Consider the following 25,392-nt stretch of genomic DNA (forward strand, 5'->3'; position numbering starts at 1 on the left):
GTGGGAGACATCGCCGCGGAGCGGCGGCTCGAACGGGCCGCCCGCCGGGAGGACCGGCCGGCTCGGCGCGGGACAGCGCTGGGACCGGGGCCGGTTTGTCGGCGCCTCACCCCCGACGTCAGTCGAAGGACCCCCCGGCCCCACCCGCCGGTGAACCCCCCCGGAGCGGCCGGACGCTGTCGCGGATGACTATGTGCGTGCCCAGGACATGCCGCTCCTGCCCCGCCCCCGAGGCACCGGAGAGAGCGCGCCGCACCGCCGTGCGGCCCATCTCCTCGGCGGGGATGTGCACGGTCGTGAGACCGGGCGTGATGTCCCCGGCCACGGGATCGTCGTTGTAGCCGACGACCGACATGTCCTCCGGCACCCGCAACCCGTACTCCCGCAACGCGACGACCGCCGCCGCGGCCGCCCGGTCGTCCCCCGCGAAGACCGCCGTGAACTCCGGCTTCCCGTCCGCCGCGTCGAGCAGGTCCCGCATCGCGCGGTAGCCGTGGTTCTGCCCGAAGCCGACCCCGTGCAGCACGGCGTCGGCGCGCGGCACCCCGTGGTCGGCGAGCGCCCGGAGGTAGCCGGCCAGGCGGTCCTCGCCGGTCGTGTTGCCCGGCTGGTAGCCGAGGAGCGCGATCCGCCGGTGTCCGGCGCCCAGGAGGTGGCTGGTCACGGCGTGGGCGCCCGCTTCGTTGTCGTACTCGACGACCAGCGCGGGCACGTCGGGCGCCGGGGCGGGCCGGCCGCACAGGACGAGCCGGGAGCCCGCCGCCGCGAGGACCTCCGCGTAGCGGGCCATCCGCTGCCGGTACTCGTCGTCCTGCGTGACGCCGCCCACGAGCACCACGGCCTCCGCCGCCTGCTCGCGCATCATCTGGACCAGGGCCAGCTCCCGGGCGGGATCGCTGCCGGTCGACGAGACGAGGGTGAGGCGGCCGTGCTGGGCGGCCTCCATCTCCACGCCCTGCGCGACCTGCGCGTAGAACGCCCCGACCACGTCGTACATGAGCACCGCGATCGTCTTGCGCCCGGCGCCCGCCAACGCGCGCGCGTGCGCGTTGGCGACGTAGTCCAGGTCCTTGACCGCCCGCAGCACCTTGGCCCGCGACGCCGTCGACGTCGGGTAGTTGCCCGCGAGGACCCGCGAGACGGTCGCCACCGACACCCCCGCGCGCGCGGCCACATCACGGATGGTGACCCGCTCGCCCACTGTCTCTCCCTCGCCTAGCACCCGCCCGGCACCCACCCGGCACACCGGGGCCCATCATCCCGCGCCCGGCGCCGGTTCAGTGCGCGGCCTCGTACTCCTCGAGGAACTCCTCGGCGGACCGCTCGCCGCCCTGGGAGCGCCACTTCTTGTAGATGCCGTCCCAGTCGGAGAGCTTCTTGCGCCCGGCGACGACCGCGGTGACGCCGTCCGTGATGATCTGGTCCATCGTGGCGCTCTGCCGGTTGTACGTGTCCGACATCAGGCCCCAGTGGTCGTCGGGCACCAGCATCGGCACGACCTTCCGCTGCCAGGCGTGCAGCCGCTCGGTGAGGTCGGGGAAACCGGCGTAGTACAGCGGCTGCGGGGCGTCCATGAGGTAGGGGAAGGGCAGGTTGGTGCGCGAGTCGACCAGGCCCAGCTCGGTGGCGACCGGGTCGCCCGCCTTGTCGTACCGGAAGTGGGTGCCCTCGACTCCGTAGTGCGTCAGCTCGTACTCCTTCGAACCGAACGGCGAGGCCAGCCAGTTCAGTACGCGCAGCATCAGCTCGACGCGTTCCTTGGCGGCCTTCTTGATGACGGTGTAGCCGAAGCAGCCGCGGTTCTGCTGGTAGACGGGGGTGACGCCGTCGACCGCGTAGGGCTCGGCGACGTCCAGGGTGAACTCGTCCTTGATGCCCTGGGCGTTGGAGATGACGGCGCCCCAGCCGTCCGTCATGGAGCGGACGGTCCCGTTGTAGAACTGCGTCTTCAGGTCGACCTGGGAGATCGAGGTGGCGTCGGGGTTGTACGAGCCGTCCCGGCGCAGCTCGGCCATGTACTCCAGCGCGGCCTTGAACACGTCGGTCCCGTACATGTCGATGGCCTTGCCGTCCTTGATCCGCCACTGGTTGGGGGCGCCGTGCCACATGGCGTGGTAGAGGTAGCCGAAGAAGCCCACCGTGGAGGCGCCGAGCGCGTACTTCTTGCCCCGCGAGGCCTCCTCGGCCATCGCGCGGAAGTCGGACGCGGACATACCGGGCCGGTATCCGGCCTTGTCGAAGGCCTCGCGGTTGATGAACATCGCGCCCTGCACCTTGGCGCGCTCGACGGGCAGTCCGTAGATGCGCCCGGCGATGCGGCCCATGCCCTCCCAGGCGTACGTGGGGATGTTGGCGAGGTTCGGGTAGTCCTTGACGGCGTCGCCCGACAGATGGTCGCTCAGGTCGGCGCACCGCGACTTCACGAACTGGGATTCGCGCGGAAGGACGTACCCGCCACCGAAGTTGATCATGTCGGGGAGGTCGTCGCCCGACATCAGCGTGGACATCTTGGCGCGGAAGTCCGCGTCGGGCACGACGGTGAACTCGATCTCCACGCCCAGCGCCTCGTTCACCGCCTGCCAGTACTCGTTGCGGCCGACCGGCTTCGGCGGGGTGCCGTAGGTGATGGTCATGACCCTGATCCGCTGCCTGCCGTTGCCCGGCTTCTCGGCCGTCGCCCGGACGAGCTTCCCGGGATACGTCGTGTATCCGGCCTGCACGCCCTCGGCACTCGGCGCGAGATCGGGAGCGGGCCCCTCGGCGGGCTTGTACGCGGGCCAGGGAACCGCCTTCTTGCCCGCGTTGGAGACGCTGCCGCCGCCGGAGCCGGTCGAGCAGGCGGTGAGGACGGACGGGGCGGCCAGGGCGGCGCCGCCGACGGCTATGGAGCGGAGCAGGGTGCGCCGCGACATCGAGGATCCGGACACGTGAAGGTCCCTTCTGGACGACGGATACGCGTACGGGAGCGGGGTCAGCTCTTGATGGCGCCGGTGAGCACGCCCTTGGTGAAGTACCTCTGGAGGAAGGGGTAGACGAGCAGGATCGGCACGGTGGCGATCACCAGGACGGCCATCTGGGTCGTCTGCGGGGCGGAGACCTGGCCGGCCTCGCTCAGCCCGGTATCGGCGATCTGGGAGCCGCCGATGACGTACGTACGAAGGACCTGGGAGAGCGGCCAGTGGTCCGACTCCATGTAGATCGAGGCATGGAACCAGGCGTTCCAGTAGCTGACGGCGTAGAAGAGGGAGACCACGGCGAGCGCCGCCTTGGAGAGCGGGAGCGCGATCCGCCACAGGATGTGCCAGTCACCCGCGCCGTCGAGCCGCGCCGCCTCGTACAGCTCCTCCGGTATGCCCTGGAAGAAGCCGCGCAGCACGATCAGATTGAAGACGTTGATGAGGACGGGGGCGATGAGCGCCGCATACGTATCCATCATTCCCGCGCCCTTGACCAGCAGGAACGCGGGGATCATGCCGGGTGGGAAGAGGAACGTGAAGAGGATGAGCAGCAGGACCGGCCTGCCGCCGAAGACGCCGGGGCGGGCGAGGGCGTAGGCGAGGAAGGTGGTGCACGCGAGGGAGAGGAGCGTGCCCGCGACGGTGAGGCCGACGCTCACGCCGAGCGCCTTGGTGACGATGCCGCCCTCCAGGATGGTCCGGTAGGCGCGCAGCGTCGGATCGCTCGGCCACAGCACCCAGCCGCCGTTGTCCACGACCTCCCGGTTGGCGGCGAGCGAGGTCGAGACGATGACGAGGAAGGGGATCAGGACGAGCCCGAGCACGACCACCACCGCGACGGCCTTGGCGGCCTTCGTGGCGAACCGGGGCTTCTCCATCCAGGCGGGCCTGGTGACATGACGGGCGCTCACTTGTAGACCCCCTGCTCGCCGAGCCGGTGGGCGACCCGGTTGGCGGTGAAGACGAGCGCCGCGCCGACGACGCCCTTGAACAGGCCGGCGGCCGCCGCGTATCCGGTGTCGCCGCCGACGATGCCCTGCCAGAAGACGAAGGTGTCGAGGACCTCGCCGACCTCCGGGCCGACCGACTGCCGTTGCAGCAGCATCTGTTCGAAGCCGACGGAGAGGATGTCGCCGAGCCGCATGATCAGCAGCAGGATGATGATGGGCCGGATGCTGGGCAGCGTGACGTGCCAGAAGCGCCGCCAGGGCCCGGCGCCGTCGATGGCCGACGCCTCGTACAACTGCTCGTCGACCTGCATGAGCGCGGCGAGGAAGATGATCGTCCCCCAGCCCGCGTCCTTCCAGATCACCTCGATCACGACCAGCGGCCGGTACGCGTCCGGGTTGCCGATGATGTCGACGGTGTGCAGCCCGGCGTCGCTGAGCGTGGTGTTCAACAGGCCGGTGTCGCCGAGCACTTGCTGGAAGAGGGCGACCACGACGACCCACGACAGGAAGTGCGGCAGATAGATCACCGACTGTGTGAAGCGGCGCAGCAGGTCCGAGGTCAGGCTGTGCAGGAGCAGGGCGAGGGCGAGGGGCGCCGGGAAGAAGAAGACGAGCTGGAGCACGGCGATGAACAGCGTGTTCCACGTGGCGTGCCAGAAGTCCGGATCGCCGAACATCCGCTCGAAGTTCGCGGTGCCGACCCAGGGGCTGGCCCAGAGGCCGTCGAAGGGGACGTACTCCTTGAAGGCCACCGCGTTGGCGATGAAGGCGCCGTAGTGGAAGACCAGGAAGTACGCGAGCCCCGGGACCATGAGCAGGACCAGGAAGCGGGTGCGCTGTAACCGCTTCCAGCGCTCGCCATGGCCTGATTTCCTGCCACTTGACCCGATATCGTGCCTGCCGGGCGGCCTCACCGCCTCGGATTCCGCCCGGTCTTTCGTCACCGTCGGCACGGCAACCCCTCCGTCGTCGGAATAAGGTGCCCGGAATCTAAAGCGGTTACTGTGCTCGGTCAACCCCCTTTGCCAGGCGATCCCTTGACCCCCTTCGCGGGTTGGTCCTAGCCTCCAGTCACTGGGGAGTAACCGGTTACTACAAGGGACGGTCACGCGTGGCAGAGCAGGCGGAGCGGACGGAACGGGCCGAGCAGGCGGAGCGAGCCGACGGCCGGCCGGTCGCGGCCCTGGCGATGGGCGCCGAGGTCGCGGACCGGGTCTTCGTACCGGACCTGCGCGAACGGCTCGCCGCGTGCGTGCGTCCGGCGCCCACGGTCCTGTCCGGCCCCCTCACCGCCCCGGAGTCCCGCGCGGTCCTCGCCGGGACGGAGATCCTGATCACGGGCTGGGAGTGCCCCCCGCTGACACCCGAGGTCCTCGCCCTCGCCCCCCGCCTGCGGGCGGTCGTGCACGCGGCGGGCTCGGTCAAGCAGATCGTGACCGAGGCGGTGTGGGAGCGGGACATCGTCGTCTCCTCGGCGGCGGACGCCAACGCGGGGCCGGTGGTGGCGTTCACGGTCGCGGCGATCACGTTCGCCGCGAAGGGGGCGTTGCGGACGGCCGCCGGGTACGCGGCCGGGTGGCCGCCGTTCGCCGAGCGCACCGGGGCCGACGCGCGCACCGTCGGGGTCATCGGGGCGTCCCGCATCGGCCGAGGGGTCATCGCGGCCCTCCACGCGTCCGACGCGGGGTACGAGGTGCTGCTCGCGGACCCCTATGTGACGCCCGCCGAGGCGACGGCGCTCGGCGCGGAACTGGTCGACCTCCCCGAACTCTGCGCGCGCAGCACCATCGTCACCGTCCACGCGCCCCAACTCCCGGAGACGATCGGCCTCCTCGGCGAGGCCATGTTGCGGCTGATCCCGGACGGCGGGACCGTCATCAACACGGCACGGGGGGCGCTGGTGGACACGGAGGCGCTGGCCCGGGAGTGCGCGGCCGGCCGCCTCGACGCGTTCCTGGACGTCACCGACCCCGAGCCGCTGCCGGCGGGACACCCGCTCCTCGGCCTCCCCAATGTGCTGCTCACCCCGCACATCGCGGGGGCGCAGGGGAGCGAGGTGCGGCGGCTCGGGGAGTACGCGGTCGCCGAGGTCGAGCGTTACGTGTCCGGGGCGCCCCTGCGCGGCCGCCTCCACGCGCGGGACCTGCCCCGCCTGGCCTGAAGCCGCCTCATGCCGGAGCCCTGCCGGGGGCATCCGTGACGCCGGCCCACCCGCACGGCACCCGCGGCCGCGTCCGCGAGCACGGCGCGAGCGGCCCGCTGTTACAGAGGAGCCGATCAGCAGGCACTATGGGCACAGAGGGGCACGCGCCGTCCGCAACGCGTTCGAAACCGGGTGATGGGATGCTCGTGTGCCCGAGCCGTCCCGTGGCGCGGGAGCAGGCGGCCTGACCAGCAAGGATGGGTGGAAGCGGAAGATGGACAAGCAGCAGGAATTCGTGCTCCGTACGTTGGAGGAGCGCGACATCCGGTTCGTACGCCTGTGGTTCACGGACGTCCTCGGCTTCCTGAAGTCGGTGGCCGTGGCCCCGGCCGAACTGGAGCAGGCGTTCGACGAGGGCATCGGCTTCGACGGCTCGGCGATCGAAGGATTCGCCCGGGTGTACGAGTCGGACATGATCGCCAAGCCGGACCCGTCGACGTTCCAGGTGCTGCCCTGGCGCGCGGAGGCCCCCGGTACCGCCCGCATGTTCTGCGACATCCTGATGCCCGACGGCTCCCCGTCCTTCGCGGACCCCCGCTACGTCCTGAAGCGGGCCCTCGCCAAGACCTCCGACCTGGGCTTCACCTTCTACACCCACCCCGAGATCGAGTTCTTCCTCCTGAAGGACAAGCCGCTGGACGGCTCACGGCCGACGCCCGCCGACAACTCCGGCTACTTCGACCACACCCCGCAGAACGTGGGCATGGACTTCCGCCGCCAGGCCATCACGATGCTCGAATCCATGGGCATCTCGGTCGAATTCAGCCACCACGAGGGCGCCCCCGGTCAGCAGGAGATCGACCTCCGCTACGCGGACGCGCTCTCCACGGCCGACAACATCATGACGTTCCGCCTGGTCATGAAGCAGGTCGCGCTCGAACAGGGCGTCCAGGCCACCTTCATGCCGAAGCCCTTCTCCGAGCACCCCGGCTCGGGCATGCACACCCATCTCTCCCTCTTCGAGGGCGACCGCAACGCGTTCTACGAGTCCGGCGCCGAGTACCAGCTCTCCAAGGTCGGCCGCTCCTTCATCGCGGGCCTGCTGCGGCACGCCGCGGAGATCTCGGCGGTCACCAACCAGTGGGTGAACTCCTACAAGCGCATCTGGGGCGGCTCCGAGCGCACGGCGGGCGCGGGCGGCGAGGCACCCTCGTACATCTGCTGGGGCCACAACAACCGCTCGGCCCTGATCCGCGTGCCGATGTACAAGCCGGGCAAGACGGGCTCGGCGCGCGTCGAGGTCCGCTCGATCGACTCGGGCGCGAACCCGTACCTGACGTACGCGGTCCTGCTCGCGGCCGGCCTCAAGGGCATCGAGGAGGGATACGAGCTTCCGCCGGGCGCCGACGACGACGTGTGGGCCCTCTCCGACGCCGAGCGGCGCGCGATGGGCATCGAGCCGCTGCCGCAGAACCTCGGCGAGGCGATCGCCCTGATGGAGAAGTCGGAACTGGTCGCCGAGACGCTCGGCGAGCACGTGTACGACTTCTTCCTGCGGAACAAGAAGCAGGAGTGGGAGGAGTACCGCTCCGAGGTCACGGCCTTCGAGCTGCGGAAGAACCTGCCGGTGCTGTGAGGCGGCTCCCCGGTGTCCCCGGGGGGTACCAATTTTTCTGGTCACGAGGGTTGTGGCTGCATCAACCGGCTCCGCCGAACGGTACGCATGTTCGGGCGTTCTCCGTCCGTGCAGGTAGCACCGGGCCGGTGGAGCCGTTCCGGTGAGCGGCGTCAAGCGCGGCGCAAGCGCGGGGGAGCCGTGCGAGTGGGGCGGCGGTGCATCAACGCCGCGAGGGCCTCGGGATCTGGTGCCACCATGGGCAACGGGCGCCTCCCGGCGCCCAGTTGGACCGTCGAGAACCAGAGGTACCTCATGCACTCGCCAAGGCGTCCGGCCTGCGTCGCACCCCAGCCCCCCGCCCGCCCGGACGGCCACCGGACCGTCATCGTCATCGTGGTCCTGCTGCTGGGCGCCGCGCTGGCGCTCACCGACATGCCCGTCGTCGTCGTGGCCGAGGTCCTGGCGACCTGTGGTCTCATCGGCGCCCAGCTGGCCCGCCGCGCTCCGAGCGCGGCCGAAGGACTGTGACCGAGGCCGGTCATGGCACGTCCAGAGCGGCCGATCGCCGGCTCCGACCCGGAGCTGGTGCGGCTTGCGCGGTGGCTGCGTACACGACGCCGAACGGCAGGCCTGACCCACCGGGACCTGGTGCAAAGGTCCGGGCACGCCTTCTCCGCCTCCACCTTCTCCCGGGCCGCGAGCGGGCACCGCATTCCCCGCCTCCCGGTCGTGGAGGCGTACGCCCGCGCCTGCGGGGCGCCGGTCGGCGAGGCGCGGCGGCTGTGGCAGGCCGCGCGCTACGCCGAGCACCGGCGGAGGAATCCCGGGGCGGGCGTGCCGAGGCCGGACCGGGTGTACGACCGTGACGGGTTGAACCACGCGCTCCAGGAGCTTTACTACAAGGCAGGGGCGATGCCCGTCGCCGAGATGGAACGCCGGGCCGGCCGGCACGGAGAGCTGCCGCACAGCACGGTCCTGCGGATGCTGGCGGGCAGGTCCATGCTCGACCTCGCGCGGCTCATGGCGTTCCTGCGGGTGTGCGATGTGACCGACGGCGTCGAGGTGGAGCGATGGCGCGGTGCCTGGCGCCGCGCCCGGCGACGGCTGGACGTGGAACGCCAAGGAACCCGTCTGGCACGCCTGCACCAGGCGTCCGCGCCCAGCCGTCGAGGTGCCCGGGACAAGAACGCGTCCGGCTCCGCGGGCGGCTCCGTCACGCACCCCCGATTTCTCCCCTACCCGCACGCCGCCCTCGCGGGGTCGTGGAAGCAGCGCACGGGGGAAGCCGCGCGCCCGACCCGGACCTAGGGACTACGGGGCACTGACGATCGCCTCCCGCAACGGCGTGGACGCCCGCACCCGGTACTCCTGGATGGCCCATCCGTTCCCATCGGGATCCTTGAAGTACATGAACGTGCCACCGTCCTGCGGCGCGTGCTGCACCGGCTCGGTGACCTCGAGACCGCGCGCCACCAGCTCGGCATGCGCGGCCTTCGCGTCGGCGACGCACAGCTGGAGGCCCTGGTAGGAGCCGGGGGCCGGCCTGTGGCCGTCCACCATCGTCTCCCAGATCGAGTCGCCGAGGGCGATGGAACAGCCCGACCCGGGCGGGGTCAGCTGGACGATGCGCATGCCGGGCATGACCTCCGTGTCGATGTCGACATGGAACCCGAGCTTGTCGCGGTAGAACTCCATCGATCTGTCGATGTCGCTCACGGGCAGCGGGATCACTTCGAGGGTGTATTCCATGCCTCGTAGTACATCAGCCGGAGGGGGGTCACGCGGGCGGAACGCGGAGTAGAGGCCGTAGGCTCGGGCCAGCAGTGATCGAACGGAGGCGCGAGACCATGACGGTGCCGCAAGGGCGTAGGAGCAGTACCTTCACGCGGCTGCTGCGGCACGGTTTCACCGACCCGTCCGCCGCCGAGCGCCTCCTCGACGCCCCGGAGCTGAGCGCCGTCCGCTCCGACCCGCTGCTCCTGGACGCGCTGGGCGCCACCGCCGACCCCGATCTCGCGCTGCTCGGTCTCGTACGCCTAGTGGAGGCACAGGAGGACGAGAACGGCCGGCGCGAACTGCTGGACACCCTCGTCACCGCCAAGCCGCTGCGCGACCGCCTGCTCGGGGTGATGGGCGCGTCCGAGGCGCTCGCCGACCACCTCGCGCGCCACCCCCGCGACTGGCGGGCCCTCGCCACGTACGAGTCGGCCGACCTGCACCCCGGCGTGGCGGACTTCGAGCGCGGCCTCGCCGACGCCACCGACCCCGTCTCGCTGCGCGTCGCCTACCGCCGCTGCCTGCTGGCCATCGCCGCCCGTGACGTGTGCGGCACCACCGACGTCGCCGAGGCCGCGGCCGAGCTGGCGGACCTCGCGACGGCGACGCTGCGCGCGGCGCTCGCCATGGCCCGCGCCGAGGCCCCCGGCGACGCCGCCCGGTGCAGGCTCGCGGTCATCGCGATGGGCAAGTGCGGCGGCCACGAGCTGAACTACGTCTCCGACGTCGACGTCATCTTCGTCGCCGAGCCCGCCGAAGGCACCGACGCCGCCGACGAGGACAAGGCGCTGCGCGCCGCGACCCGGCTCGCCTCGCACATGATGCGGATCTGCTCCGAGACGAACATCGAGGGCACCATCTGGCCCGTCGACGCCAACCTCCGCCCCGAGGGCAGGAACGGCCCGCTGGTGCGGACCCTCTCCAGCCACCTCGCCTATTACCAGCGCTGGGCCAAGACCTGGGAGTTCCAGGCGCTGCTCAAGGCCCGCCCGGTCGCGGGGGACCTCGCGCTCGGCGAGGAGTACGTCACCACGCTCGCGCCCCTGGTCTGGCACGCCGCCGAGCGCGAGAACTTCGTCCCCGACGTGCAGAAGATGCGCCGCAGGGTCGTCGAGAACATCCCGGCGGGGGAGGTCGACCGGGAGCTGAAGCTCGGCCCCGGCGGGCTGCGGGACGTCGAGTTCGCCGTCCAGATGCTCCAGCTGGTGCACGGCCGCAGCGACGCCTCGATCCGCAGCGGCTCCACCCTCGCCGCCCTGCACGCGCTCGGCGCGGGCGGCTACGTGGGCCGGGTGGACGCGGCCCAGCTCGACGACGCGTACCGCTTCCTGCGCTCCCTGGAGCACCGCATCCAGCTGTACAAGCTGCGCCGCACCCACCTGGTGCCCGAGGACGACGCCGACCTGCGCCGCATCGGCCGCTCCCTGGGCATGCGCACGGAGCCGATCACCGAACTGAGCCGCGCCTGGAAGCGGCACACCTCCGTCGTACGCCGCCTGCACGAGAAGCTGTTCTACCGCCCGCTGCTCGACGCCGTCGCCCAACTCGCCCCGGGCGAGGCGCGGTTGAGTACAGAGGCGGCCCGCGAACGGCTCATCGCGCTCGGCTACGAGGATCCGAGCGGCGCCCTGCGCCACCTGGAGGCGCTGGCCTCGGGCGTGTCCCGCAAGGCGGCCATCCAGCGCACGCTGCTGCCCGTCCTGCTCGGCTGGTTCGCGGACTCCGCGGACCCCGACGCGGGCCTGCTGAACTTCCGCAAGGTCTCCGACGCGCTCGGCAAGACCCCCTGGTACCTGCGGCTGCTGCGCGACGAGGGAGCCGCCGCCGAGAACCTCGCCCGCGTCCTGTCCGCCGGACGGCTCGCCCCCGACCTCCTGCTGCGCGCCCCCGAGGCGGTCGCCCTGCTCGGCGACGAGCGGGGTCTGGTGCCGCGCGGCCGTGCCCACCTGGAGCAGGAGATCCTCGCGGCGGTGCGCCGCGCGGACGGCGCCGAGCAGGCGGTGACGGCGGCGCGCGGCGTGCGCCGCCGGGAACTGTTCCGCACCGCCGCCGGGGACATCATCGGCTCGTACGGCACGGAGGACAGCCCCGCCGAGGCCGACCCGGGCGCGCTGGTGGACCGGGTGGGCGACGCGATCTCCGACCTCACCGCCGCCACGATCGCGGGCACCCTGCGCGCGGTCGTCCGCGACGGCTGGGGCGACACGCTGCCGACCCGCTTCGCCGTCATCGGCATGGGCCGCTTCGGCGGCCACGAGCTGGCCTACGGCTCGGACGCGGACGTCCTGTTCGTCCACGAGCCCCGCGAGGGCGCCGACGAGCAGGAGGCGGCGAAGGCCGCGGCGAAGGTGGTCGCGGAGATGCGGCGCCTCCTCCAACTCCCCTCCGCCGACCCGCCGCTGGCCATCGACGCGGACCTGCGCCCGGAGGGCAGGAGCGGCCCGCTGGTGCGCACCCTCGGGTCGTACGGGGCCTACTACCGCCGCTGGTCCCTGGTCTGGGAGTCCCAGGCGCTGCTGCGCGCCGAGCCGGTCGCGGGCGACGAGGAACTGGGCCGCGCCTTCATCGACCTGGTGGACCCCCTGCGCTACCCCGCCGAGGGCCTCGGCGACGACGCGATCCGTGAGATCCGCCGCCTCAAGGCCCGTATGGAGGCGGAGCGGATGCCGCGCGGCGCCGACCCCACCCTGCACGCCAAGCTGGGCCGCGGCGGGCTGTCCGACGTCGAGTGGACCGTTCAGCTCCTCCAGCTGGAGCACGGCTGGGCCGAACCGGGCCTGCGCACGACCCGCACCCGCGAGGCCCTCGCGGCGGCCTGCGCGGCGGGCCTGGTCCCGGCCCAGGACGCGGCGATCCTCGACGAGGCGTGGGTCCTCGCGACGCGCGTGCGCAACGCGGTGATGCTGGTACGCGGCCGGGCGGGCGACACGTTCCCCTCCGGGGGACGGGAGCTGGCCGCGGTGGGGCGGTACCTGGGCTACGACGCGGGGCACGTCGGCGACATGCTGGACGACTACCGCCGGATCACGCGCAGGGCGCGGGCGGTGGTGGAGGAGCGGTTCTACGGGGCGTAGGCCCCGGGAGTCCTGCGGGCCGCCGCCACCTCGCGCGGCAGCGCGTACGGCCGCGCCCCGTACCAGAGCCGGGCCACCGCGAAGCCGAAGGCCAGGCAGATCATGCCGCCGACCGCGTCCAGCCAGAAGTGGTTGGCCGTCGCGACGATCACCACGAGCGTCGTCACGGGGTAGAGCAGACCGAGCACCTTGGCCCACGGCACCGAGGCCAGGGCGAAGATCGTCAGGCCGCACCACAGGGACCAGCCGATGTGCATCGACGGCATCGCCGCGTACTGGTTCGACATGTTCTTCAGGTCACCGGAGGCCATCGAGCCCCATGTGTGGTGGACCAGGACCGTGTCGATGAAGGTCGTGCCGTTCATCAGGCGGGGCGGCGCCAGTGGATACAGGTAGTAGCCGACCAGGGCCACCCCGGTCGTCGCGAAGAGGACGAGGCGCGTGGCCGCGTACCGCCCCGGATGCCACCGGAACAGCCAGACGAGGACGCCGAGCGTCACCACGAAGTGCAGCGTCGCGTAGTAGTAGTTCATGCCGACGATGAGCCATGTCACCGAGTCCACGGCGTGGTTGACGCTCTTCTCGACGGCGATCCCGAGGTCGTGCTCGACGCGCCAGATCCAGTCGGCGTTGCGCAGGGCCTGCGCCTTCTGCTCCGGCACGGCGTTGCGGATCAGCGAGTACGTCCAGTAACTGACCGCGATCAGGAGGATCTCGAACCACAGCCGCGGACGGCGGGGGACACGGCGGGGGAGGCGCAGACGACGCAGCGGATCGCGCCCACTGCGGACGTCTTCCTCGTCCGCGATGGGTGAATCAGCGGGGGCCTGCCGGCCCTCAAGTGTCGTCACGATCGTCTCACCCATAGGCACAGAGTCTGCCAGATCCCCGCCCCCGACCGATCATCCCCTGGTCGGGTCCGGACCGCATTCTCTACACCGGAAGGACGAGTCCGCGATACGGACGTTCCCCTAGGGGCGTCTGGGCGCCGAGGCGGTTGAACCGCGAACCACCAGCTCCGGCATGAAGACGAATTCGCTCTGCGGGGCGGGGGTCCCGCCGATCTCCTCCAGGAGGGTGCGCACCGCCGCCTGACCCATCGCGGGCACCGGCTTGCGGACCGTGGTCAGGGGCGGGTCGGTGAAGGCGATCAGCGGGGAGTCGTCGAAGCCGACCACCGAGACGTCGTCCGGCACCTCCAGGCCGCGCTGGCGGGCCGCCCGTATCGCCCCGAGCGCCATCATGTCGCTGGCGCACGCTATCGCCGTGCAGCCGCGGTCCATCAGCGCCGCCGCGGCGGCCTGGCCGCCCTCCAGGGTGTAGAGGGAGTGCTGGACGAGATCCGCCTCGATCTCCTCGGGCGAGAGGCCGAACCGGTCCTGCATCGTACGGACGAAACCCTCGATCTTCCGCTGCACGGGCACGAACCGCTTGGGGCCGAGGGCCAGCCCGATGCGCGTATGGCCGAGGGAGACCAGGTGCGTGACCGCGAGGCGCATCGCCGCGCGGTCGTCCGGCGAGATGAACGGCGCCCGCACCTTCGGCGAGAAGCCGTCCACCAGGACGAACGGCACGCCCTGGGCCCGCAGCTGTTCGTAGCGCTGCATGTCGGCCGAGGTGTCCGCGTGCAGGCCCGAGACGAAGATGATCCCGGCGACCCCGCGGTCCACCAGCATCTCGGTCAGCTCGTCCTCGGTGGAGCCCCCCGGGGTCTGGGTGGCGAGGACCGGTGTGTACCCCTGCCGGGTCAGGGCCTGCCCGATGACCTGCGCGAGCGCGGGGAATATCGGGTTCTCCAGCTCCGGCGTGATCAGCCCCACCAGGCCCGCGCTGTGCCGGCGCAGCCGTACCGGGCGCTCGTAGCCGAGCACGTCGAGCGCGGCGAGCACCGATTGGCGGGTGGCCGCGGCGACGCCCGGCTTGCCGTTGAGCACGCGGCTTACTGTCGCTTCGCTGACCCCCGCCTGGGCTGCGATGTCGGCTAGCCGTGCGGTCACAGGATTGGACTGTACCGGTCGCATCTCAGGCTGCCCACCAGACCGTTGAATCGGCCGGCAGTACGGTCTCGCCATCGCCCGGGGCGACCTCCGCGCTCGCGAGGAGCAGGGTGCCGGGGGTGGGGAGGGTGGCGGGCGCGGAAGTGAGGTTCACGGTGCACACGAAGGTGCCCGCCGCGCTGACCCGGCGGAACGCCAGCACGCCCTCGGGGGAGTCCAGCCACTCGACGCCGCGGCCCGCGCCGAGCGCCGGGTGCTCGCGGCGCACGGCGAGCGCGGTGCGGTAGAACTCCAGCGTCGAGGTCGGGTCACCGGTCTGCGCCTGGACCGTCAGGCCCTTCCAGGCCTCCGGTTGCGGCAGCCAGCTCGGGCCGCCCTCGGCCGGGCCGAAGCCGAACGGCGCCCGCTCCCCGGACCAGGGCAGCGGCACCCGGCAGCCGTCGCGCGTGCCGTCCTGCCCGGTGGAGCGGAAGAACGCCGGATCCTGGCGCACCTCGTCCGGCAGGTCGGTGACCTCGGGCAGGCCCAGCTCCTCGCCCTGGTAGAGGTACGCGGAGCCGGGCAGCGCCAGCATCAGCAGCGTGGCCGCCCGCGCCCGGCGCAGCCCGCGGGCCTCGTCACCGTCGGCGAAGCGGGTCGAGTGGCGTACGACGTCGTGGTTGGAGAGCACCCAGGTGGCCGGGGCGTCCACGGAGTTCATGGCGGCCAGCGAGCGGTCGATGACGCCGCGCAGCGCCTCGGCGTCCCAGTCGGTGGTCAGGTACTCGAAGTTGAAGGCCTGGTGCAACTCGTCGGGGCGCAGGTACAGGGCGCTGCGCTCGACGGTCGGGGTCCACGCCTCGGCGACGGCGATGCGCTCGGTGCCGTCCTCGCGGGTGTACTCGTCGAGGATCTTGCGCCAGTCGCGGTAGATCTCGTGCACGCCGTCCTGGTCGAAGTAGGGCACGGCCTGGCTGCCGAGCAGCTTGACCTGCTCCTCGTGGCCGATGTCCGGCAGCCCCGCCGCCTTGACCAGGCCGTGTGCCACATCGATGCGGAAGCCGTCGATGCCGAGGTCGAGCCAGAAGCGCAGGATGGAGCGGAACTCGTCCTTGACGGCCGGGTGGTCCCAGTTGAAGTCGGGCTGCTCGGGCGCGAAGAGGTGGAGGTACCAGGAGCCGTCCTCGACCCGGGTCCAGGCGGGGCCGCCGAAGATGGACTCCCAGTCGTTGGGCGGCAGTTCGCCCTCGGTGCCCTTTCCGGGCCGGAAGTGGAAGCGGTCGCGCAGCGGCGATCCGGGGCCCTCGCGCAGCGCCTGCTTGAACCACTCGTGCTGGTCGGAGCAGTGGTTGGGCACCACGTCGACGATGACGCGCAGACCCAGCGAGTGCGCTTCGCGTACGAGGTCGTCGGCGTCGGTGAGGGTGCCGAACATGGGGTCCACGGCGCGGTAGTCCGCCACGTCGTAGCCGGCGTCGGCCTGCGGGGAGGCGTAGAAGGGGGAGAGCCAGACGGCGTCCACGCCCAGGTCGCGCAGGTGCGGCAGACGGGCCGTGATGCCGGGCAGATCGCCCATGCCGTCGCCGTTCCCGTCGGCGAAGCTGCGCGGGTAGACCTGGTAGATGACCGCGTCCCGCCACCACTCCCGGGTGGGCGCGGAGTCGGTGGGGGCGAGCGCGGCGGTGACGTGCTGGGTCATGAAGTCCCTTAGGAGTGCGGGGAGTGGCCGGGGTGGTGGCGGGTCAGGACTTGGTGCCGCCGGCCGTCAGGCCCGACACCAGATTGCGCTGGACCAGAAGGAAGACGAGCGTCGCCGGGACCAGGATGATCACCGAGGCGGCGGTCATCATGGCCCAGTCCGCGCGGGATTCGGTGGCGAAGGTACGGATTCCGACGGCGAGGGTGTAATGGTCGGCACCCATGAACTGGGAGGCGTAGGCCACTTCCCCCCACGCGGTGAGGAAGCTGTAGAACGCCGTCACCGCGAGGCCCGGCTTGGCGAGCGGCACGATGAGCCGCCAGAAGGTACCGAAGGGGGTGAGGCCGTCGACGCGGCCCGCCTCGTCGATCTCGTGCGGGATGGTGTCGAAGTAGCCCTTCATCATCCAGGCGCAGAAGGGGACCGCGGTCGTCGCGTACGTGAGGATGAGCCCCAGGTAGTTGTCGATCAGGTCGAAGCGGGCCAGGAGTTCGTAGAGCGGCACGATCAGGACGGCCATCGGGAACATCTGGGTGACCAGGAAGGACCACATCAGCTGCCGGTGGCCGGGGAACCGCATCCGGGAGACCGCGTAGCCCGCGGTCGCCGCGAGGAAGACGCCGAGCAGGGTGGTGCCGCCCGCGACGATCACCGAGGCGCCGAACCACTGCGGGAAGTCGGTGTCGGTGAGGACCTTGGTGTAGTTGTCGAGGCTCAGGTTGCCGAGCACCTCGCCCGGGCTCTGCCAGGCCGTCTTCGGGCCGAGCGAGATGAAGACGATCCACACGACGGGGAACGAGGCGACCAGGCTCGCCAGGATCAGCGTGCCGTGCAGCGCGACGGAGGCGAGCGTCGAGCGCTCCTCGCGGCCCCGGACCTTCTTCGCGCGCGGCCGTGCCGGGATCTTGGCGAGGGCCCCGGTGGTGGCCGGGGAGTGGGTGGTTGCTGAGGTCATGGTGACGGGCCCCCTCAGGCCTGCTCGGTCTTGAGCTGGCGGCGGCGGTAGAAGGTCGAGAAGGCGAGGAGGAGGGCGAGGATCACGATTCCGTAGGTGGCTGCGCCGGAGTAGTCGGACACTCCGGTGAACGCCTTGCGGAAGGCGAAGGTCACGAGGATGTCCGCCTCGCCGGTGGTGTTCTGGCCGAGCAGCAGATAGATCACCGCGAACATGTTGAACGTCCAGATGCAGCCGAGCAGCACCACGGTGTTGGTGACCGGGCGCAGGCCGGGCAGCGTGACGTTCACGAAGCGCTGCCAGGGGGAGGCGCCGTCCATCTCCGAGGCCTCGTACAGCTCCTTGGGGATGGACTGGAGTCCGCCGAGGAGCGCCACCATGTTGAAGGGGACGCCGATCCAGACGTTCACCATGATCACGGCGACCTTCTGTGCGAACGGCGTCGCCAGCCAGTTCTGGGCGGGCAGGCCGACGGCCGTGATCATCTCGTTGAAGACGCCGTACTGCGAGTTGAGCATCAGGCGCCAGGCGAAGACGCCGACGAAGGCGGGGACCGCCCACGGCAGGATGAGCAGGGCGCGGTAGAGCAGCTTGGCGCGCATCTTGCGGTTGAGCAGGAGCGCGAGGCCCATGCCGATCGCGATGTGCAGGGCGACGCAGGACACCGTCCATACGATCGTCCAGGTCAGGCGCGGATAGAAGTCGCCGTCCGCGCCCGAGAGGATCGACCAGTAGTTGTCGAGCCCGACCATCTCGTACGTCGCGGGGGCGTGGAAGGCCCCGATGTCCCGCGCCACGTTCGCCTCGTTGGCGTTGGTGAGCGAGAGGTAGAAGCCGTAGCCCAGCGGATACAGGACCAGTACGGCCAGGACGATGACGACCGGAGCCACCATCGCCCACGCGTACCAGTACTTCTGCCAGGAATGGCGAAGCGCGGTGATCAACTGTGCCTGCCTCAGCTGCTGATGGTGTAGCCGGGGAGCAGCTTCTTGAAGTCCTTGGCGGCGGCGTCGAGGCCGGACTTCACGGAGACGTCACCCTGGAGGATCTTGGTGTACTGCTGCACCAGCGGGGTGAAGAGGCTGCCGACCTGGGGGAGTGCCACGCGCGGCCGCGCGGTCTTCATGATCGGGTGGAAGCCCTTGATGCGGGCGTCCTTGGTCACCTCGGGGGTGTACGCGGACTCGCGGGTCGGCAGCGTCGCGGTCTCGGTGGCGATCTTCTGCTGGCTCTTCGACGAGGTCATGAACTGCGTGAAGAGGTAGGCGGCGTCCAGGTTCTTCGAGCCCTGGTAGACGGTGAGGTCGTGGCCGCCGGTGGGGGCCTGCGGCTTGCCGGTGGAGCCGGCCGGGACCGGCGCGAAGCCGAGGTTGTCCTCGTCGCCCTTGAAGGCCTTGCCCGACAGGTCGTCGGTGACCGACCAGGGGCCCTGGATGAGCATGGCGACCTCGCCGTTCTTGAACGAGGTCTGCATGTTGTCGTAGGCGTTGGCGAAGTCGACCTTCGCGGACGCCTGGTCGTAGACCTTCTTCGCCGTGGTGACGGCCTTGACGGCCTCCGGCGAGTTGATCGTGATCTTCTTCGTCCTCGTGTCGGCGAGGTCGGTGCCCTCGCCGTAGAGGAAGGGCAGCAGGAAGTAGGAGTCGGGGTTGAGGTAGGTGCCCTCGACGCCGGTCTTCTTCTTGATGGCCTTCGACGTCTCGATGAACTCGTCCCAGGTGGTGGGCGCCTTCTCGATGCCCGCCTTCTTGAAGAGCTTCTTGTTGTAGAGGATCGCGAGGGTGTCGGTGACCGACGGGACGCCGTACGTCTTGCCCTGGTACTTCGTGGTGTTCAGCGGGCCCTCGGTGAAGTCCTCCGTGCCGCCCTTGAGGGCGAGGGTGCCGTCCAGCGGGGCGATGTAGTGCAGCGAGGCGTACTCGGGGATGAGGCCGACGTCGGCGCGCATCACGTCGGGGGCGCCCTTGCCGGTCTTCGCGGCCGACTTGAACTTCTGCTCGATGGACGCGAACTCGATGTTCTCGTAGTTGACGTCGATCTTCGGGTACTTGTCCTCGAAGTCGGCGATCAGCTTCTTGTAGACCGGCGCCTCGGTCGTGGCGTCCGAGGTGTCCCAGTAGGTGAGGGAGCCCGAGATGTCCTTGGCGTCCTTCGCCTTGCCGTTCGAGCCTTCGTCGTCGTCGCTGCCGCAGGCGGTGGCGGTGAGCGCAAGGGCGCAGACCGCGGCGGCGATCGATATGCCACGTCGCATAGTGAACTCCTGAGGGATGGACCCGCTGGGCCGTCCGTCCCATCGACGGCTGCCGGGCTGGCAGGAAGTTAACAGCCTTGCAAGGCTTTGCGGAAGAGCTTGCAATCACTTTGTGGCCCCGTAAGGGGCGCGGGGAACTGCGCGACCGGCCCAATACGGGCCGCACCCGTCATTTCGCGGCAGCGGGCAGACGCGATCGCGCCGCAGGGCGCCAACCGCGTACCACGAGGGCCTCTGCGGGAAGCCCCCGAGTCGCTCCTTGCAAACTCTTGCTGCAAGGGTGTCTCCCGGGTACCTTCCCCGGTCATGGCCCAGCTCAGGCACCGCACGGTAACCGGCACCGTCCTCGCGCTCGTCGCGGCCCTCTGCACCGCGATACCGGCCGGGGCGGCACCGCCGCCCCCCGACCCCGGCCCCCTCGACCTGACGAAGTCGACGGCCCAGTGGATCGACCGCACCACCGTCGCCGTCAAGGACGACGGCGGGGCCGCGGGCGCCACCACCCGGCTCGTCTCCGACCGGCACGGGAAGCTCGCCGTCGAGGACGGCGAACTCACCGGCACCGGACGGGAGTCGGCCCTCCGCAAGATCCCCGGCGGCCTTACCGCCGCCCAGCGTGCCAAGTTCCCGCACCTAGCGCGGTACGCGGCCTACGAAGTCGCCCCCCGCGACCGCGAGCACACCGCCGAGGACCTCACCGGCCAGGTGATCCTCACCCGGCACGAGCCCGACGGCACCCTCACCGCCGCCACCGGCGTCCAGACCCAGGGCGTCCTCGACGACCTCTACGCCGCCCGCGCCACGAAGGCCGCGCTCGGCCCCGTCTTCCGCAAGGGCAAGGTCACCCTGTCCGTGTGGGCCCCCACCGCCCAGTCCGTCGCCCTCGAACTCGGCGGCAAGCACCTGCCGATGCGGCGCGACGGCGCGAGCGGCGTCTGGTCCGCCACCGGACCCGGCCGCTGGAGCGGCGAGCACTACCGCTTCGCCGTCAAGGTCTGGTCCCCGAGCGCCCGCGCGGTCGTCACCAACAAGGTCACCGACCCCTACTCGCTCGCCCTGACCGCCGACTCCACCCGCAGCGTCGCGGTCGACCTCGACGCCGAGCCGCTCGCCCCCAAGGGCTGGGCGTCCCTGAAGAAGCCGAAGGCCGTGCCGCTGCGGAACGCGCAGATCCAGGAACTGCACATCCGGGACTTCTCCGCCACCGACCGCACCGCGAAGGCCCGCCACCGCGGCACCTACCGCGCCTTCACCGACACCCGCAGCAAGGGCTCACGGCACCTGAGGAAGCTGGCGAGGGCCGGCACGTCGTACGTCCATCTCCTCCCCGCCTTCGACATCGCGACCATCCCCGAGCGGGCGGCGGACCAGAAGCGCCCCGACTGCGATCTCGCCTCCTTCGCCGCCGACTCCGAGAGGCAGCAGGAGTGCGTGGCCGCCGTCGCCGCCGACGACGCCTACAACTGGGGCTACGACCCCTTCCACTACACGGTGCCCGAGGGGTCGTACGCCACCGACCCCGACGGGACGCGGCGCACCGTCGAGTTCCGCGAGATGGTCCAGGCGCTCAACCGCGACGGGCTGCGCGTCGTCATGGACGTCGTCTACAACCACACGGCGGCGAGCGGCCAGGACCCCAAGTCCGTACTCGACAAAATCGTGCCCGGCTACTACCACCGCCTCCTCGCCGACGGCACCGTCGCGACCTCCACCTGCTGCGCGAACACCGCGCCCGAGAACGCCATGATGGGCAAGCTCGTCGTCGACTCCCTGGTCACCTGGGCCCGGCAGTACAAGGTCGACGGCTTCCGCTTCGACCTGATGGGCCACCACCCCAAGGCCAACATCCTCGCCGTCCGCGAGGCCCTGGACGCGCTCACGCTGGAGAAGGACGGCGTCGACGGCAAGCGGATCATCCTCTACGGCGAGGGCTGGAACTTCGGCGAGGCCGCCGACGACGCCCGCTTCGTCCAGGCCACCCAGAAGAACATGGCCGGTACCGGCATCGCCACCTTCTCCGACCGCGCCCGCGACGCGGTGCGCGGCGGCGGCCCCTTCGACGACGACCCCGGCGTCCAGGGCTTCGCCAGCGGCCTGTACACCGACCCCAACTCCTCGAAGGCCAACGGCACCCCGGCCGAGCAGAGGGCCCGGCTCCTGCACTACCAGGACCTGATCAAGGTCGGCCTGACCGGCAACCTCGCCGACTACACCTTCACCGACTCCGCGGGCCGCGAGGTCAAGGGCTCCCAGGTCGACTACAACGGCGCGCCCGCCGGATACGCGGCCGCCCCCGGCGACGCCCTCGCCTACGCCGACGCGCACGACAACGAAACCCTCTTCGACGCCCTCGCCTTCAAACTGCCCCCGTCCACCACCCCCGCCGACCGTTCGCGCATGCAGGTCCTGGCGATGGCGACCGCCGCGCTCTCCCAGGGCCCCGCCCTCTCCCAGGCGGGCACCGACCGGCTGCGCTCCAAGTCCCTGGACCGCAACTCCTACGACAGCGGCGACTGGTTCAACGCCCTGCACTGGGACTGCCGCGACGGCAACGGCTTCGGGCGCGGCCTGCCCCCGGCCGCCGACAACAAGTCCAAGTGGCCCTACGGAAAGCCCCTGCTGACGTCCGTCGGCGTCGGCTGCCGCGACATCGAGGCGGCCTCGGCGGCGTACCGGGATCTGCTGAGGATCCGTACGACCGAACCGGCGTTCGGGCAGCGCACCGCCGACCAGGTGCAGCGGACAATCTCCTTCCCCCTGTCGGGCCGCGCCGAGACGCCCGGCGTCATCACCCTGCGCGCCGGCGACCTCGTCGTCGTCTTCAACGCCACCCCCGAGACCCGCGAGCAGCGGGTCCGGGACGCGGCGGGAAGCACGTACCGACTGCACCCCATTCAGGCGAAAGGCGCAGATCGTAGCGTGAAATCCGCTACCTATGAGCCGAGTTCCGGGATCTTCACCGTTCCCGGTCGGACCGTCGCGGTCTTCTCCCGAAGCGCGCGTTAGAGCGCTAACTTGGTCGGGCAGGCCCGCGGGAGGCCTGCCCCATCGACATGCCCCTGAGGGGCCCGCTTGAGCGCCAACGGCAAGGCAGACACCACGATCCTGGTGGTCGACGACACGGCCGCCAGTCGATACGCGCTGGGCGCTGTCCTGCGCCGGGACGGCCATCGCGTCATCCTTGCCGCCAGCGCGGGCGAGGCCCTCGTCGAACTCGACGCGCGCCACCGCGCGGGCGACCTGCCCGACGTGGCGCTCATCGACGTGGGCCTGCCCGACATGAGCGGCTTCGAGCTGTGCCGCCGCCTCAAGGAGTCACCCCGGACCGCCCTCGTACCCGTCGTGCACTTCTCGGCGGCCCGCGTCGCCCCCGCCGACCGGTGCCGCGGCCTCGACGCGGGCGGCGAGGCCTATCTGACGGTGCCCGCGGAACCGGAGGAGATCCAGGCCGTCGTCCGGGCCGTCGCCCGCGGCGCCCGCCACCGCAGCGACGCCGAAGCGCAGGCCGGGCATCTGACACGGCTCGCCGAGACCATCCTCGACGTGCAGTCCGCCCGCTGCCCGCGCGAGCTGGCCGACGCCGCCGCCGCGGGCACCGACCGCCTCACCCACGGCCCCGCCGCCGCGTTCATCCTCGGTGACGACGGCGCGATGCACCGCGGCCTGTCCCGGCGCAGGGCGAGCGCCTCCCTGCCCGACGACGGCGCGCACGAAGCCGTGGCACGCCTCGTCCTGCGCATCATGTCGGGCCACGTCGGCGTGCGCAGCACCTTCGCACCCGCCCCGCTGTGGCCGCCCGGCTTCTTCCAGCCCGAGCCGTCCAGCGGCACCGGAGGCCCCGAGGGCGCCCGGCTCGCCCTGGCCCGCAGCCGCGAGGGCTCCGCACCCGTCTGCCTCGCCACGCCCTCGTACGCCCGAGGGAACTCCCCGGACACCGGACGGCTCGTGGGGCGGCTCGCCCACGCCACCGCGCTGGCCGCCGAACGCCTGCTCATGTACGAGATGGAACGTCACATCGCCCTCACCCTCCAGCGCAGCTTCCTGCCCGCGCACGTGCCCCAGGTGCCCGGCACCGAAGTCGTCGTGCGCTACGAACCCGCCTCCAGCGACACGGAGATCGGCGGCGACTTCTACGCCGCGCTGCCCACCTCCGCGGGCGTCCTCACCGCCATCGGCGACGTCGTCGGCCACTCCCTCGGCGCCGCCACCGTGATGGTCGAGGTCCGGCACGCCCTGCGCGCCTACTGCGTCGACGAATCCGACCCCCGGGTGCTCGCCCACCGCCTCGACAAGATGCTCCAGCGCTACCACCCCGACGTGACGGCCACCCTCTGCCTGGCGGTCGTCGACCCCGCCACCGGACGCACCCGCGTCTCGAACGCCGGGCACATCCCGCCGCTCATCGTCAGCGACTCGGGCGACGCCACCTACCTGGAGGCGTGCGGCCCACTGCTCGGCCTCGGCCTCGACAGACCCGAGCCCACCGAAGTGCTGCTGCGCCCCACCGACCGGCTCCTCATGGTCACCGACGGCCTCATCGAGACCCGCGGCGTCGACCTCGCGGTCTCCATGGAACAGCTGCGCACCGCCGCCGCCAACGCGCCGCGGAGCGTCACGGCCCTCTGCGACACCCTGCTCGCCTGCTTCGGCCACGACAGGGACGACGACATCGCACTCCTCGTCCTCGGCCTGACGGGAAACCGCTAGGGCCTGTCCGCCCCGGTGAGCCGCTTCTCCAGAAGGGTCACGCCGTACGTGCTCCCGTCCGCGGCGACCTTCGTCGGCAGCTCCCCGACGACCCTGTACCCGGCGTTCTCGTAGTAGACGCGCAGCCGCACATTGGCCGAAACGCAGTCCAGACGGGCCAGCTCGCGGCCCGCCTCGGCGATGCGCCGCTCGGCCCGCGCGAGCATCGCCCGACCCGTTCCCGGCCGCGCCCCGCGCCGCGTCATCAGCCGGTGCACATAGCCCGCGACCGGCTCGGTCACGCCCCAGGCCGCCTCGTCGTCCCACCAGATCTCGTACGCCCCGACGACCTCGCCCCCTTCCTGGGCGAGCCACACCTCCTCCACGCCCGAGGTGATCAGCCGCCGGAAGTGCCGCTCGTCCTTGCCGCCCGGCTTCCACTGGTCGATGCCGCGCTCCCGCATCCAGCGGGCCGCGCCGTCGTAGAGGCCGGTGAGGGCCGCCACGTCGCCCTCGCGCGCACCGCGCACGGTCAACGAGGCCCTCACCGCGCCAGCTCCATCAGCCGGCCGATCAGCTCGGCGAACGGGCCGTCGGCCGGCTCCGTGGCCAGGATGCCGCGCAGCAGCTCCGCCATCTCCTCGTCGTAGGCGGCGCTCACCGCGGTCAGCGCCGCGAAGTCGTGCACCAGTTGCAGCTCCAGCTCCGCGCGCGGGATGCGGCGCCCGTCCAGCCAGAGCAGCGCCGTGGTCTCGGCGAGGGAGATCCACGACCGCACCACCAGCTCCAGCCGCGCCGGCGGTTCGGTGACCCCCAGATGCGCGAGGATCTGGTCGTACGCCGCCTGCCGCACCGAGTCGATCAGCGCGTTCGTCGCCGAGGCCGACGCCGTGTCCACCGCGCACGCGCCGCCCGCGGAGACCGCGGGGCCACCCCGCATCAGCGCGGAGAAACCGGGCCCGTGCTCGTCGACGAAGGACAGGAAGCGGCCCATCACCCGCAGCAGCCGGGTCCCGAGCGGCCCCTCGCGCGGCTCCACGAACCGCTCGGCGAGGTCCTCCGCCGCTCGCCGCAACGCCGCCTCGTACAGGCTGAGTTTGCCGGGGAAGTAGTGGTAGACCAGCGGGCGCGAGATGCCCGCGGCCGCTGCTATCTCATCGATGGAGACGTCGTCGGGCGAGCGGTGGCTGAAGAGGTCGAGCGCGACCCCGATCAACTGCTGCCGACGCTCCTCGACGCCCATCCTGCGGCGCACCCCGGTTGTCATACGAACACCTTACCGAGCAGAACCGGCCTCTCGACGGGCC

The 25,392-nt window shown here is 71.3% G+C and carries 20 protein-coding genes; 7 read left to right on the top strand and 13 right to left on the bottom strand.

Going from position 1 to position 25,392, the window contains the following annotated elements:
* Window positions 1–118: 118 nt before the first annotated feature.
* From IG54_RS0121540 to IG54_RS0121555, 4 genes are all read right to left on the bottom strand, one after another.
* Entirely contained in the window at window positions 119–1,201 is a 1,083-nt protein-coding gene (locus IG54_RS0121540; protein ID WP_030786753.1) for a LacI family DNA-binding transcriptional regulator, read from the bottom strand.
* Between the two features lie 76 nt (window positions 1,202–1,277).
* Window positions 1,278–2,927, bottom strand: a complete 1,650-nt coding sequence (locus IG54_RS0121545) for an extracellular solute-binding protein (protein WP_324615423.1) — start codon at window positions 2,925–2,927, stop codon at window positions 1,278–1,280.
* Between the two features lie 44 nt (window positions 2,928–2,971).
* Window positions 2,972–3,835 carry a carbohydrate ABC transporter permease gene (locus tag IG54_RS0121550; protein ID WP_030786759.1) on the bottom strand — a complete coding sequence of 288 codons (864 nt, stop codon included), beginning with the start codon at window positions 3,833–3,835 and terminating at the stop codon, window positions 2,972–2,974.
* Window positions 3,836–3,864: 29 nt separating this feature from the next.
* Window positions 3,865–4,719 carry an ABC transporter permease gene (locus IG54_RS0121555; RefSeq protein WP_030786762.1) on the bottom strand — a complete coding sequence of 285 codons (855 nt, stop codon included), beginning with the start codon at window positions 4,717–4,719 and terminating at the stop codon, window positions 3,865–3,867.
* A gap of 377 nt (window positions 4,720–5,096) precedes the next feature.
* Here IG54_RS0121555 and IG54_RS0121560 point away from each other — a divergent pair, with 377 nt between their 5' ends.
* From IG54_RS0121560 to IG54_RS0121575, 4 genes are all read left to right on the top strand, one after another.
* Entirely contained in the window at window positions 5,097–6,068 is a 972-nt protein-coding gene (locus IG54_RS0121560) for a hydroxyacid dehydrogenase (RefSeq protein WP_030786764.1), read from the top strand.
* Between the two features lie 256 nt (window positions 6,069–6,324).
* On the top strand, window positions 6,325–7,686 hold the full coding sequence (locus IG54_RS0121565) for a glutamine synthetase family protein (RefSeq protein ID WP_030786766.1): 1,362 nt from the start codon (window positions 6,325–6,327) through the stop codon (window positions 7,684–7,686).
* A gap of 294 nt (window positions 7,687–7,980) precedes the next feature.
* Window positions 7,981–8,196, top strand: a complete 216-nt coding sequence (locus IG54_RS0121570) for a hypothetical protein (protein WP_158708906.1) — start codon at window positions 7,981–7,983, stop codon at window positions 8,194–8,196.
* 12 nt (window positions 8,197–8,208) lie between these two features.
* Window positions 8,209–8,976 carry a helix-turn-helix domain-containing protein gene (locus IG54_RS0121575; RefSeq protein ID WP_030786770.1) on the top strand — a complete coding sequence of 256 codons (768 nt, stop codon included), beginning with the start codon at window positions 8,209–8,211 and terminating at the stop codon, window positions 8,974–8,976.
* 3 nt (window positions 8,977–8,979) lie between these two features.
* On the opposite strand, the gene IG54_RS0121580 is transcribed toward IG54_RS0121575, so the two are convergent.
* Window positions 8,980–9,417 (bottom strand): VOC family protein, encoded by a 438-nt coding sequence (locus tag IG54_RS0121580; protein WP_030786773.1) that lies wholly within the window; start codon window positions 9,415–9,417, stop codon window positions 8,980–8,982.
* Between the two features lie 98 nt (window positions 9,418–9,515).
* Between IG54_RS0121580 and IG54_RS0121585 the strand changes: the two genes are divergently transcribed.
* Window positions 9,516–12,518, top strand: a complete 3,003-nt coding sequence (locus tag IG54_RS0121585; RefSeq protein ID WP_030786777.1) for a bifunctional [glutamine synthetase] adenylyltransferase/[glutamine synthetase]-adenylyl-L-tyrosine phosphorylase — start codon at window positions 9,516–9,518, stop codon at window positions 12,516–12,518.
* Here IG54_RS0121585 and IG54_RS0121590 read toward each other — a convergent pair.
* The 6 genes from IG54_RS0121590 to IG54_RS0121615 all read right to left on the bottom strand — a co-directional run bounded on the left by IG54_RS0121590 (window position 12,506) and on the right by IG54_RS0121615 (window position 19,399).
* Window positions 12,506–13,384 (bottom strand): phosphatase PAP2 family protein, encoded by an 879-nt coding sequence (locus IG54_RS0121590; protein ID WP_030786780.1) that lies wholly within the window; start codon window positions 13,382–13,384, stop codon window positions 12,506–12,508. The genes IG54_RS0121585 and IG54_RS0121590 overlap by 13 nt on opposite strands.
* Before the next feature lie 105 nt (window positions 13,385–13,489).
* A complete protein-coding gene (locus IG54_RS0121595) occupies window positions 13,490–14,515 on the bottom strand; it encodes a LacI family DNA-binding transcriptional regulator (protein WP_030786784.1) in 1,026 nt (341 codons plus the stop codon).
* A 25-nt stretch (window positions 14,516–14,540) separates the two neighbouring features.
* Window positions 14,541–16,193, bottom strand: a complete 1,653-nt coding sequence (locus IG54_RS0121600; RefSeq protein WP_030786787.1) for a glycoside hydrolase family 13 protein — start codon at window positions 16,191–16,193, stop codon at window positions 14,541–14,543.
* 43 nt (window positions 16,194–16,236) lie between these two features.
* A complete protein-coding gene (locus IG54_RS0121605) occupies window positions 16,237–17,148 on the bottom strand; it encodes a sugar ABC transporter permease (protein ID WP_030786790.1) in 912 nt (303 codons plus the stop codon).
* A gap of 14 nt (window positions 17,149–17,162) precedes the next feature.
* Window positions 17,163–18,041: a carbohydrate ABC transporter permease gene (locus IG54_RS0121610; RefSeq protein WP_051819795.1), complete on the bottom strand. Its 879-nt coding sequence runs from the start codon at window positions 18,039–18,041 to the stop codon at window positions 17,163–17,165.
* A 62-nt stretch (window positions 18,042–18,103) separates the two neighbouring features.
* Window positions 18,104–19,399, bottom strand: coding sequence for an extracellular solute-binding protein (locus IG54_RS0121615; protein ID WP_030786796.1), 1,296 nt, complete (start codon window positions 19,397–19,399; stop codon window positions 18,104–18,106).
* A 306-nt stretch (window positions 19,400–19,705) separates the two neighbouring features.
* Here IG54_RS0121615 and pulA point away from each other — a divergent pair, with 306 nt between their 5' ends.
* Complete coding sequence (gene pulA / locus IG54_RS0121620) at window positions 19,706–22,405, top strand: pullulanase-type alpha-1,6-glucosidase (protein WP_078594354.1); 2,700 nt, start codon at window positions 19,706–19,708, stop codon at window positions 22,403–22,405.
* Between the two features lie 66 nt (window positions 22,406–22,471).
* Complete coding sequence (locus IG54_RS0121625; RefSeq protein ID WP_030786802.1) at window positions 22,472–24,106, top strand: fused response regulator/phosphatase; 1,635 nt, start codon at window positions 22,472–22,474, stop codon at window positions 24,104–24,106.
* Here the strand turns inward: IG54_RS0121625 and IG54_RS0121630 are convergent.
* Together IG54_RS0121630 and IG54_RS0121635 are read right to left on the bottom strand one after the other, a co-directional pair.
* The gene (locus IG54_RS0121630) at window positions 24,103–24,633 is read right to left on the bottom strand and encodes a GNAT family N-acetyltransferase (protein ID WP_030786805.1); all 531 of its coding nucleotides are present in this window, start codon (window positions 24,631–24,633) and stop codon (window positions 24,103–24,105) included. The two genes, IG54_RS0121625 and IG54_RS0121630, sit on opposite strands and share 4 nt — an antisense overlap.
* Complete coding sequence (locus IG54_RS0121635; RefSeq protein WP_078594356.1) at window positions 24,630–25,352, bottom strand: TetR/AcrR family transcriptional regulator; 723 nt, start codon at window positions 25,350–25,352, stop codon at window positions 24,630–24,632. The genes IG54_RS0121630 and IG54_RS0121635 overlap by 4 nt, the downstream gene beginning before the upstream one ends.
* Between the last annotated feature and the right edge of the window lie 40 nt (window positions 25,353–25,392).

The organism is Streptomyces sp. NRRL S-920, assembly GCF_000717945.1.
GTDB lineage: Bacteria > Actinomycetota > Actinomycetes > Streptomycetales > Streptomycetaceae > Streptomyces > Streptomyces alboniger.